The following is a 10,461-nucleotide window of genomic DNA, read 5'->3' on the forward strand; positions in this document are numbered from 1 at the left end:
CCGAACACAATGGCTATGCTCGCGTCATGGCCGCTCTCGGATGGCTCACCCCCCGTAAGCGCTCCGCGACCGCGCGGAGCGTACTGGCCGGCGAGGCCTCGGCAGAGGCCGCCCGCAAGACCGCGCGGACCGGCACCCCGCACACCGCCGGGCCGGCCGTCGCGCCGCGCGCCCTGCCCGAAGCGCCACCGGAAACCGCACCGGAGGCCGCGCCCGAAGCCCTGCGCGAAGCCGCCGAGCCGGAGTTCCCGGTCCACGGCGACGACCTCGCCGCCGCCTTCTTCGACCTCGACAACACCGTCATGCAGGGCGCCGCGATCTTCCACTTCGGCCGCGGCCTCTACAAGCGCGAGTTCTTCCGCCGCCGCGAACTGGCCCGCTTCGCCTGGCAGCAGGCCTGGTTCCGGCTCGCCGGGGTCGAGGACCCCGAGCACATGCAGGACGCGCGCGACAGCGCCCTGTCCATCGTCAAGGGCCACAAGGTCTCCGAACTCACCGCCATCGGCGAGGAGATCTACGACGAGTACATGGCGGAGCGGATCTGGCCGGGCACCCGCGCCCTGGCCCAGGCGCACCTCGACGCCGGCCAGAAGGTCTGGCTGGTCACCGCCGCCCCCGTCGAGACGGCCACGATCATCGCCCGCCGCCTCGGCCTGACCGGCGCCCTGGGCACCGTCGCCGAGTCCGTGGACGGGATCTACACCGGGCGCCTGGTCGGCGAGCCGCTGCACGGCCCCGCGAAGGCGGAGGCGGTGCGCGCGCTGGCCGCCGCCGAGGGCCTCGACCTCGAACGCTGCGCGGCGTACAGCGATTCGCACAACGACATCCCGATGCTGTCCCTGGTCGGACATCCGTACGCGATCAATCCCGACACAAAACTGCGCAAGCATGCCCGCGCCCACGACTGGCGGCTGCGCGACTATCGGACCGGCCGCAAGGCCGTGAAGGTCGGCGTCCCGGCCGCCGCCGGAGTCGGCGCGATCGCGGGCGGCGCGGCCGCCGCCATCGCCCTGCACCGGCGCCGCCGGTAGCAGCACCGGGCCAGGGCCTTCCCGCGGGCCGCCCGGCGGTCATTCGCTCCCCTCTACCCGCGCCGTCGGCGCGGCACTCCGGCCTGCCCGACCCGGTCGTGAGCCAGCGTGGAAGCGTCCATTCCGCGTCTCCAAGCGATCAGGAATCGATCACCAACCGGGCCTGAATATGCCCTCGACACGCAACAGAAATGTCGGAACCGGTGATTTAGGCAACTGGGTGTAGCGCTGCCTGTACGAAGCGTTATTCTCCTCAAACGCATGCCGCCGCCCATCTGTCGCCACGACGGGTGAACGGTCCCGCACTGCACGTGATGGAAGCTCTGCCTCTGGGAGTCCCGTGTACCCACCTGTCGGGGTTGACGCCTCGGGCCTGGCTACGCTGCGCGCGACGGTCCTCGACCACCTGCGCGGCTTCGTCCCCACCGCGTACGCCGTCCCCGCCCTCGCCGCCGCGGTCCCTGCCGGCCTCGGCCCGGCCGGCCCTTGCTACGCCCTGACGGACGGCGGAGCCACCGTCGGCAGACGCGGTCGCCCGGCCGCCGCCGCCGGCGGAACCAGCACGCCCACCGCCCGCCGCCCCACCGCGGACAGCGACCAGGCCCGCATGATGGACCTGGTCGAACGCGCCCAGGCCGGCGAGGCGGACGCCTTCGGCCGCCTCTACGACCAGTACAGCGACACGGTGTACCGCTACATCTACTACCGCGTCGGCGGCAAGGCGACCGCGGAGGACCTCACCAGTGAGACCTTCCTGCGGGCACTGCGCCGCATCTCCACCTTCACCTGGCAGGGCCGTGACTTCGGCGCCTGGCTGGTGACCATCGCGCGGAACCTGGTGGCGGACCACTTCAAGTCCAGCCGCTTCCGCCTGGAGGTCACCACCGGCGAGATGCTCGACGCCAACGAGGTGGAGCGCAGCCCCGAGGACTCCGTCCTGGAGTCCCTCTCCAACGCGGCCCTGCTCGAAGCCGTACGGAAACTCAACCCCCAGCAGCAGGAGTGCGTCACCTTGCGCTTCCTCCAGGGCCTCTCGGTCGCCGAGACCGCCCGGGTGATGGGCAAGAACGAAGGAGCGATCAAAACGCTCCAGTACCGGGCGGTCCGCACCCTGGCCCGGCTGCTGCCGGACGACGCCCGCTGACCCTCTCCCGCACGACCCGACCTCACACCCGGTGACCCCTCGATGACGCTGTGGTCCGATCATCCTTCGTCCGTAACCCAAGTGCCGCGCCGCTCGTTGTGCGGAATGCAGGCTCCCTGTGGACACGCCCTGCCCGAAGCCGCTCACCCGAAAGTGTGGATGTGCTCAAGGAAGGCAACCTTCCGGACCCCTGGGGGAGTCGATCGTCATGACGAGAGGAGGTGCCGCCAGTGATCGCGAACGTGACTCCGCACCGGCGGGCGAACGCCTTCGCCCAGGCCCTGGAGGACCGGACCGCGTCCGGTCTTTCAGAACCGGACCCGGCGGCCGAGCAGCCCGAGGCACCTGCCGAATCCGCCGACCACGAACGGTTGTTGGCCCTGGCGAGCGTGCTCGGCGAAATGCCGCGCCCGGTGCTGGACCCCGAGGTCAAAGTGGTGCAACGAGCACAGCTCGTCGCCGCCATGGAGGCCATGGTGATGGAGGAGAGGGCCGGGGGCGGTGCCGCCGCGGACCCTCTGGTGCCCGAGCAGCGGACCGGCCGCGGCGCCCACCGGGCGACCTCGCTCCGGAAATTGCGGCCCCGCTCCCGCTGGTCCAAGGGCATCGCAGCGGGGGGCCTCACCGTGGGTGTGGCCGCAGGGGCCTTCAGCGGAGTGGCCGCTGCCAGCACCGACGCCCTGCCCGGTGATCCCCTCTACCCGGTCAAGCTGGGTATGGAGGACCTGAAGCTGGGCATGGCCGACGAGGGCGCGGACCGGGGCGAGGTCTACCTCGACCGGGCCTCCAACCGCATGTCCGAAGCGCGCCGGCTGATGGAACGCGGCCGCTCCGGCCCCCTGGACCACGAGATCCTGGGCGCGATCCGGCGGGCGCTGGCAGGCATGCAGCACGACGCGGCGGAGGGCCACCGGCTGCTCCAGGCCGCCTACGAGCGGGACGGTTCGCTCGGCCCGATCCAGACCCTGTCCTCGTTCTCCAACTCCCACCGCGACGCGTGGGGCCGGATCCGTTCCAGCCTGCCGCCGCAGCTCATGGACGTGGGGAACGAGGTCACCTCGGTCTTCCAGGCCATAGACGATGAGGTGGCGCCGCTCCAGGGCCTGCTGCCCAAGCCCCCGGAGCAGCACCGCACCGCCCCGGGCGGGACCCCGGGCAGGCCGAGCGCCCCGGCGCCGGGCAAGCAGCAGTCCGCACCGGCACCGGACGGCCCGGCGTCGGCCCAGTCCCCCGCCGCCCCCAGCCCCTCCGGAAGCCACGCCCCGGCCCCCGGCAGCGGCCTCCTGGGCGGCACGGGCAACCTGCTGAACCCGCCGGCGCACGGCCAGTCCGCGCCGCCCCCGGCGACCCCGGCACAGCCCCAGCCGGACATCACCCTCCCGCCGCTCCTCCCGGACCTCCTCCCGGGCCTGGGCATCCGGGCGGAGGACGCCGAGTAAGAAGCGGAAACGCCAGGCGTGGTTGGCTGCACCAACCCCGCCTGGCGTTTCCGCGCGAGCATCAGCAGCCCAGGGCCTCGGAAGCACGGGCAGCAGAAGCACGGCCTCAGAAGAAGACGGACCTCCGCTGCACCAGCAGCTTGTACAGCGTGTGCTGGATCTGTTCCCGCACCTGGTCCGTCAGGTTGAACATCAGCATCGGGTCCTCGGCGGCCTCCGGCGCGTACCCGTCCGTCGGGATCGGCTCCCCGAACTGGATGGTCCACTTCGTCGGCAGGGGCACCGCCCCCAACGGCCCGAGCCACGGGAACGTCGGCGTCAGCGGGAAGTACGGCAGCCCCAGCAACCGCGCCAGCGTCTTCGCGTTCCCGATCATCGGGTAGATCTCCTCCGCCCCCACGATCGAGCACGGCACGATCGGCGTGCCCGCCCGCAGCGCCGTCGAGACGAACCCGCCCCGCCCGAACCGCTGGAGCTTGTACCGCTCACCGAACGGCTTCCCTATCCCCTTGAAGCCCTCCGGCATCACCCCGACCAGCTCCCCGGCCTCCAGCAGCCGCTGCGCGTCCTCCGCGCAGGCCAGCGTGTGACCGGCCTTCCGCGCGAGCTCGTTCACCACCGGCAGCATGAACACCAGGTCCGCCGCCAGCAGCCGCAGGTGCCGCTCGGCCGGATGGTGGTCGTGGACGGCGACCTGGAGCATCAGCCCGTCCAGCGGGAGCGTCCCCGAGTGGTTGGCGACGATCAGCGCGCCGCCCTCCTTCGGGATGTTCTCGACGCCCTTGACCTCCACCCGGAAGTACTTGTCGAACAGCGGCCGCATCAAGGACATCAGGACCTGGTCCGTCAGCTCCTTGTCGTAGCCGAACTCGTCGACCTCGTACTCGCCGGTGATCCGCCGCCGCAGGAACGCCAGACCGCCCGCGATCCGCCGGTCCCAGCCGCCGTCACCCCCCGCCCGCGCGGCCCCGGCCCCCGGCCCGTCCAGGGGCTCCACGACCGGCTGTACCGCCTCCGGCCGGTCCGGGACCGCCCGTACCTTCCGGGCCGCGCCGGACCGCCGGCGCGGCCGGTCCTCGTCGAACGGGATGACCTTGGCGTCGGCCACTATCGCTCCACTCCCTCGTCAACGTCCAACAGCTCCGCGATCCGCCCCACGGCCCGCCCCACCCGCTCCGGCGGCAGCAGCCCGCCGCCCCGGCTCCGCGCGAAGTCCGCGAAGGCCTCGGCGGTCGTGTACATGGGCCGGAAGCCCAGCGTCTCCCGCATCTGCGTGGTCTCCACGACCCGCCCGTACGTCAGCAGCCGGATCTGCTCCGGCGAGAAGTCCGTCGCCCCCACCGCCCGCAGCGCCTGCCCCACCCACGTCACTGCGGGCAGCGGGAAGGGCACCGTCGGCCGCCCCAGCCGCCGCGCGCACTGCGACAGCAGCAGCACCCCGTCGCCCGCGATGTTGAACGTCCCGCTGTTCAGCGTCCCCCGCTCCGGCTCCCCCGCCGCCAGCCGCAGCACGTCCATCACGTCGTCCTCGTGGACGAACTGCAGCCTCGGGTCGTACCCCAGGACCGTGGGCATCACCGGCATGGAGAAGTACTCCGCGAGCGCCGAGTCCGCGAACGGCCCCAGGATGTTCGCGAAGCGCAGCACGCACACCGCCACGTCCGGCCGCCGGCGCGCGAAGCCCCGTACGTAGCCCTCGACCTCGGCGGCGTCCTTCGCGAAGCCCCCCGCCGGCAGCGTCTTCGGCTGCGTCGTCTCCGTGAAGACGGCCGGGTCCCGCGCCGTGCCCCCGTACACGCTGGTGCTCGACTTCACCACGAGCCGCCGTACCGTGGGGGACTTCTGGCAGGCCCCCAGGAGCTGCATGGTCCCGATGACGTTCGTTTCCTTGACGGCGCTGCGCCCGCCCGGCAGGCCCGCGGCGGCGCCGCCGGTGACCGCGAGATGGACCACCGTGTCCACGGCGTGCTCCGCGAGCACCCGGGCGATGGCCGACTGCCTGATGTCCGTCCGCACGAACTCGGCCGAACCGAGCCGGTGCGGCGGGCTCACCGCGTCGACCGCGATGACCCGTTCCACTCCGGGGTCGCGCTGGACGCGGCGCACGAAGCGGCCCCCCAGCTGCCGGGCTGCCCCGGTGACGAGCACGACCTTCCCCACGAGCTCAGCGCCTCCCTCGAAGAAGTACCCCCGACTGCACCGCAGCCCCCCCACCAGGATGGTGGAGGGGCTGCGGAAAACACGTACAGCTGCCGTTTACTTCTTGTTACGGCGCTGGACGCGGGTGCGCTTGAGCAGCTTGCGGTGCTTCTTCTTAGCCATCCGCTTGCGCCGCTTCTTGATAACAGAGCCCACGACTACCCTCGCTCACTTCTCTTCACTGGTGCGGGGCGTCTGGGCCCACACGACCTACGTCGGCCTAGCCTACCCGCCCGAGGTCCGAGCTTGTAATCCGAGCCCTCCGCAGGTGTGGCCGAGCCTCGACAGGATGCCGAATCTCAGGCCGACTCCACCCCCACGAAGGACTCCCGGAGGTACTCGTGGACCGCGTTCTCGGGGACCCGGAAGGACCGGCCCACCCGGATCGCGGGCAGATGACCGTTGTGCACCAGCCGGTACACGGTCATCTTCGACACTCGCATCACCGAGGCGACCTCCGCCACGGTCAGGAACTGAACCTCGCTGAGAGGCCTCTCGCCAGCAGCCATGACACCCACCTGACCTTCCGCGCATGACGGGCACCGGCTTCCCCTCCGGTTACTCCTCGTCGTCGCACGCTCACTCCTCAGAGTAGGGGCGGGTGATACGAGTGGGGAAGAGGAGCTACGGCCACTCCTGACGCCCCGGCAGCCCGGCGCGGTGCAACACGTGCCGGATCAGCGGCCCGTAGTAGTCCGCCCGCACCCCGTCATCAAGCGGAACGGCCACCGCCACCCGCCCCTCGGCCTCCCCGACGAACAGCGCCGGATCATCCGTATCTCCCAGCCCGATCGCCTCCACACCGAGCTGACCTGCGCCGCAGACCCACCCGTGGTCACCCACCACCAGCCCCGGCAGCGGACCCCCGGCCTCCGCCAGCGCGCCCAGCGCCAGCCGAACCGGCAGCGGCGAATGGGAGTGTGCGCCGGTGGCGCTCCCGGCCCCCCGCGCGCCGGGCTCCCGCACCAGAGCGACCCCCCGTACGTAATCGAGGCGGTGCGGGCGTACCCCGAACCGGGTCGCCATGTCGACATGCACCCCCTGCGCCGGAGTGAGGACAACACATCCCGCCGCCGACAGCGCCCCCGCCAAAGCGGCGTAGAAGGGCAGGAGCCGGTGCGGGTGCCCCGTCCCCAGCAGCACCGGCGACCGGGCCCCCGCCGCCACCGCCAAACGCTCCGCGAAGGCCTCCAGGGCCGCCAGCGTCCGCTCCGGATCGATCACGTCCGGGCCGCTGACGTGCGACGGGTCCGCCGAGACCCCGCACTTGGCCGCCATCAGCCCCAGCAGCTCACCCACGCCCCAGTGCCGCTCCGGCTCCAGCCCCAGCAACACCCGCGGGTCCCCCGCCGCGAACAGCCGGTACCTGCGCAGACTCTCCTCCCGCGTCGTGGCGACGGGCCCGGCCAACCGGGCGGCCAGCAGATGCGCACGCAACGCGCCGGTGCTCAACACCCTCCGATGCTGCCGCACCGGATCTGTCGGTTCATCAATTCCGCCGAACCGCCCCACAGTTGGCGTAACCGTGCCAGCGACTGACCTTCCGTCACACCAGCATCCCGCGCAACGGGAACACCGCCTTCCGCGTCGCCAGAACGGCCTGATCCGTACGGTCCGCCGGATCGTAACCGGCGTCCCAGTCCCGCCATCCCGGCGTCCGCCCGTCCGTCATCCGGGCCGGCCCCGGCTGCCGCGTCCGCGCGTACGCCTCGTCCCGCCACGACTGCGGCACCTCCGCCCGCGGATCCACCGGCCGGTGCGCCGCGATCCCCACCAGGTGCGTCCACGACCGCGGTACGACGTCCACCACCGCGTACCCGCCGCCGCCCAGCGCCAGCCACCGCCCGCCCGCGTACTCGTGCGCCAGGGCGTGACAGGCCTCCTGCACCGCGCGCTGCGCGTCCAGCGACACCGCCAGGTGCGCGAGCGGGTCCTCGACGTGCGTGTCGGCCCCGTGCTGGGTCACCAGCACCTGGGGCCGGAAGTCCGCCAGCAGCTCCGGCACCGTCGCGTGGAAGGCCCGCAGCCACCCCTCGTCCCCGGTCCCCGCCGCCAGCGCCACGTTCACCGCGCTCCCCTCGGCGCCCGGGCCGCCCGTCTCCTCGGGCCAGCCCGTCTGCGGGAACAGCGTCCGCGGGTGCTCGTGCAGCGACACCGTCAGCACCCGGGGGTCGTCCCAGAAGGCCGCCTGCACCCCGTCCCCGTGGTGCACGTCCACGTCCACGTACGCGACCCGCTCCGCGCCCAGCTCCAGCAGCCTCGCGATGGCCAGGGCCGCGTCGTTGTACACGCAGAAACCGGCCGCCCCGCCCGGCATCGCGTGGTGCAGCCCGCCCGCGAAGTTCACCGCGTGCCGGGCCTCCCCGCGCCACAGCGCCTCCGCCGCCGCCACCGACTGCCCGGCGATCAGCGCGGACGCCTCGTGGATCCCGGGGAAGGCGGGATCGTCGACCGTCCCCAGCCCGTACGCGCCGTCCGCCGTCCCGGGATCCGCCGACACCGCCCGCACCGCGGCCACGTAGTCCTCCCGGTGGACCAGCCGCAGCGTCGACTCCCCCGCCGCCCGGGCCGCCCGCACCTCCATCTCCCGGTCCAGCCCGAAGGCCCGCACCAGTCCCATGGTCAGCGCCAGGCGCACCGGGTCCATCGGATGGCCGGGGCCGAAGTCATACCCCGTTACCGCCTCGTCCCACATCAACAGCCCGGTCACCGGCTCGCCGCTCATGCCCGACACCGTATCGGGCCGGGTTCGCGCCGAACGAGCGGGCGTAGAACAAGGTCACCAGCACCAGCACCATCGGCACCACCATCGCGCCCCGGTAGCTCCAGGCGTCCCCGATCCCGCCGACCAGCGGCGAACCGATCAGGAAGCCCACGTAGTTGAAGATGTTCAGCCGCGCCACCGCCGTGTCGGAAGCACCGGGGAACAACCGCCCCGCCGCCGCGAAGGTCTGCGGCACGATCACGCACAGCCCGGTCCCCAGCAGGGTGAAGCCCAGCATCCCCACCCAGGCCCCCGGCGCCACCGCCACCACCGCGAACCCGCCGGCCGCCACCACCGTCCCGGCCCGCACCACGGCCACCGCCCCGAACCGGCGCACCCCGAGGTCCCCCACCGCCCGCCCGGCCAGCGTCGTCACCATGTACACGTTGTAGGGGACCGTCGCCAGCTGCTCCGAGCCGCCCAGCACGTCCTGGAGGTACTTCGCACTCCAGTTCGCCACCGTCGAGTCGCCGATGTACGCGCACGCCATCACCAGGCACAGCGGCAGCAGCAGCTTCCCCCCGCCCGCCGGCCACCCCTGCTCCGTCTTTCCGACGCCGGCCCGCGCGTCGACGTACGACCGGCTCGCCAGCAGCGCCGCCGGCAACAGCACCGCCACCGCGGGCAGATACCCGGCGAACAGCGGAAGCTGCCAGTGCGCCCCCGCCCACGCCGCCGACGCCCCCAGGATCCCGCCGAGACTGTACGAGGCGTGGAAGCCCAGCATGATGCTGCGCCCGTACTCCCGCTGGAGGCTGACCCCGAGCATGTTCATCGAGGCGTCCAGCGCGCCCACCGCCAGCCCGAACACCCCCAGGGCCACCGCCACCTGCCACATGCCGCGGCCGGCCCCCACCCCGAGCAGGGCCAGCAGGACGACGGGCTGCGCCCACCGCAGCACCGCGCTCGGCGCGACCCGCTTCACCAGGTGCTCGGTGGCGACGCTGGAGACCCCGGCGAGGACGGGCACGGCGGCGAGGAAGGCGGGCAGCAGCCCGTCGGATATCCCGTACCGGTCCTGGATGGCCGGGATCCGGGTCACCAGGAGGGCGAAGGCGACCCCCTGCACGAAGAAGCTGAACCCGAGCGCGCCGCGCCCACGGCGGAGCCGTACGTCAACCGTCATGGCGGCACAGCGTAGGCCCCGCCACTACTCGTGGGTAGAGAGATCACGCACCCAATCCGTCGCCCAGCCCGAGCAGGGAGGACAACTCCTTCATCTCCCCGAAGCAGGCCGTGGCACCGGCGAGTTCCTCGGCGGGGACCACGGAGGTGAAGCCGAACACGTCCATCCCGGCGGCCCGGGCGGCCCGCACCCCGGCCCCGCCGGCCTCGACCACCACGCACCGCGCGGGGGCGACGCCCATCATGTCGGCGGCGTGGAGGAACAGGTCCGGAGCCGGCTTGTCCTGCCCGACGTCCTCGGCACTGAAGATCCACTCCTCTTCGAACCACTCGCCCATGCCGGTCGCGTCGTGGGTGGCCCGGATCTGCTCGTGCCCGGAGGAGGAAGTCACGCAGTAGGGCATGCCGAGCGCGGACAGCGCCGCCAGCACCTCGGTCACCCCGGGCACGGGCCGTAGCCCGCGCGAGGGCGGGATCGTATCGGAGAGCGGCTCACTGTCCACGAGGACGCCGTCGTTGTCGAAGATGACCAGCTCGTAGCCCATCAGGCCACCATACGAGCAGTCAGCCGAGGTTGACGGGAACCGCGTGCTGGTAAACGGCTGAACGCGCCTTGAACGCAGAAAAGCCCCGCACCAGAAGGTGCGGGGCTTTCCCACAATGATTGTTCGGCGGCGTCCTACTCTCCCACAGGGTCCCCCCTGCAGTACCATCGGCGCTGAAAGGCTTAGCTTCCGGGTTCGGAATGTAACCGGGCGT

Annotated in this window: 11 protein-coding genes and 1 rRNA gene; 3 read left to right on the top strand and 9 right to left on the bottom strand. The window is 72.3% G+C overall.

The genetic code is table 11. From position 1 onward, the window contains the following. Positions 1 to 26 precede the first annotated feature (26 nt). From ACFY7H_RS19580 to ACFY7H_RS19590, 3 genes are all read left to right on the top strand, one after another. Positions 27 to 1,031, top strand: a complete 1,005-nt coding sequence (locus ACFY7H_RS19580) for an HAD-IB family hydrolase (RefSeq protein ID WP_388939537.1) — start codon at positions 27 to 29, stop codon at positions 1,029 to 1,031. 340 nt (positions 1,032 to 1,371) lie between these two features. Then, entirely contained in the window at positions 1,372 to 2,175 is an 804-nt protein-coding gene (locus ACFY7H_RS19585) for an ECF subfamily RNA polymerase sigma factor, BldN family (RefSeq protein ID WP_388939539.1), read from the top strand. A gap of 230 nt (positions 2,176 to 2,405) precedes the next feature. Continuing rightward, the gene (locus ACFY7H_RS19590) at positions 2,406 to 3,614 is read left to right on the top strand and encodes a DUF5667 domain-containing protein (protein WP_388939541.1); all 1,209 of its coding nucleotides are present in this window, start codon (positions 2,406 to 2,408) and stop codon (positions 3,612 to 3,614) included. A 106-nt stretch (positions 3,615 to 3,720) separates the two neighbouring features. Here ACFY7H_RS19590 and ACFY7H_RS19595 read toward each other — a convergent pair whose 3' ends face one another. The 9 genes from ACFY7H_RS19595 to rrf form a co-directional block, all read right to left on the bottom strand. Continuing rightward, positions 3,721 to 4,722, bottom strand: a complete 1,002-nt coding sequence (locus tag ACFY7H_RS19595) for a lysophospholipid acyltransferase family protein (protein ID WP_388939543.1) — start codon at positions 4,720 to 4,722, stop codon at positions 3,721 to 3,723. Further along, positions 4,722 to 5,774 (bottom strand): NAD-dependent epimerase/dehydratase family protein, encoded by a 1,053-nt coding sequence (locus ACFY7H_RS19600; protein ID WP_388939545.1) that lies wholly within the window; start codon positions 5,772 to 5,774, stop codon positions 4,722 to 4,724. Before ACFY7H_RS19600 ends, ACFY7H_RS19595 begins: the two co-directional genes overlap by 1 nt. A 96-nt stretch (positions 5,775 to 5,870) precedes the next feature. Next, complete coding sequence (locus ACFY7H_RS19605; RefSeq protein ID WP_003948845.1) at positions 5,871 to 5,969, bottom strand: 30S ribosomal protein bS22; 99 nt, start codon at positions 5,967 to 5,969, stop codon at positions 5,871 to 5,873. A 143-nt stretch (positions 5,970 to 6,112) separates the two neighbouring features. Continuing rightward, the gene (locus tag ACFY7H_RS19610) at positions 6,113 to 6,322 is read right to left on the bottom strand and encodes a helix-turn-helix domain-containing protein (protein ID WP_162688852.1); all 210 of its coding nucleotides are present in this window, start codon (positions 6,320 to 6,322) and stop codon (positions 6,113 to 6,115) included. A 115-nt stretch (positions 6,323 to 6,437) separates the two neighbouring features. After that, the gene (locus ACFY7H_RS19615; RefSeq protein WP_388939546.1) at positions 6,438 to 7,268 is read right to left on the bottom strand and encodes a phosphatase; all 831 of its coding nucleotides are present in this window, start codon (positions 7,266 to 7,268) and stop codon (positions 6,438 to 6,440) included. Between the two features lie 91 nt (positions 7,269 to 7,359). Beyond that, complete coding sequence (locus ACFY7H_RS19620) at positions 7,360 to 8,508, bottom strand: acetoin utilization protein AcuC (RefSeq protein ID WP_388939586.1); 1,149 nt, start codon at positions 8,506 to 8,508, stop codon at positions 7,360 to 7,362. Then, the gene (locus ACFY7H_RS19625; protein ID WP_388939548.1) at positions 8,480 to 9,703 is read right to left on the bottom strand and encodes an MFS transporter; all 1,224 of its coding nucleotides are present in this window, start codon (positions 9,701 to 9,703) and stop codon (positions 8,480 to 8,482) included. Before ACFY7H_RS19625 ends, ACFY7H_RS19620 begins: the two co-directional genes overlap by 29 nt. A gap of 43 nt (positions 9,704 to 9,746) precedes the next feature. After that, positions 9,747 to 10,247 (bottom strand): HAD-IA family hydrolase, encoded by a 501-nt coding sequence (locus ACFY7H_RS19630; RefSeq protein ID WP_388939550.1) that lies wholly within the window; start codon positions 10,245 to 10,247, stop codon positions 9,747 to 9,749. Positions 10,248 to 10,368: 121 nt separating this feature from the next. After that, positions 10,369 to 10,461 (bottom strand): 5S ribosomal RNA (gene rrf, locus ACFY7H_RS19635); the annotation flags it as partial.

This window comes from Streptomyces sp. NPDC012794, assembly GCF_042901085.1.
Taxonomy (GTDB): Bacteria; Actinomycetota; Actinomycetes; order Streptomycetales; family Streptomycetaceae; genus Streptomyces.

Excerpts from the sequence above, each read along its gene's own strand:
- ACFY7H_RS19580 (WP_388939537.1), top strand. The coding sequence starts at position 27 with ATGGCCGCTCTCGGATGGCTCACCCCCCGTAAGCGCTCCGCGACCGCG.
- ACFY7H_RS19610 (WP_162688852.1), bottom strand. The coding sequence starts at position 6,322 with ATGGCTGCTGGCGAGAGGCCTCTCAGCGAGGTTCAGTTCCTGACCGTG.
- ACFY7H_RS19620 (WP_388939586.1), bottom strand. The coding sequence starts at position 8,508 with ATGTGGGACGAGGCGGTAACGGGGTATGACTTCGGCCCCGGCCATCCG.
- ACFY7H_RS19625 (WP_388939548.1), bottom strand. The coding sequence starts at position 9,703 with ATGACGGTTGACGTACGGCTCCGCCGTGGGCGCGGCGCGCTCGGGTTC.
- ACFY7H_RS19630 (WP_388939550.1), bottom strand. The coding sequence starts at position 10,247 with ATGGGCTACGAGCTGGTCATCTTCGACAACGACGGCGTCCTCGTGGAC.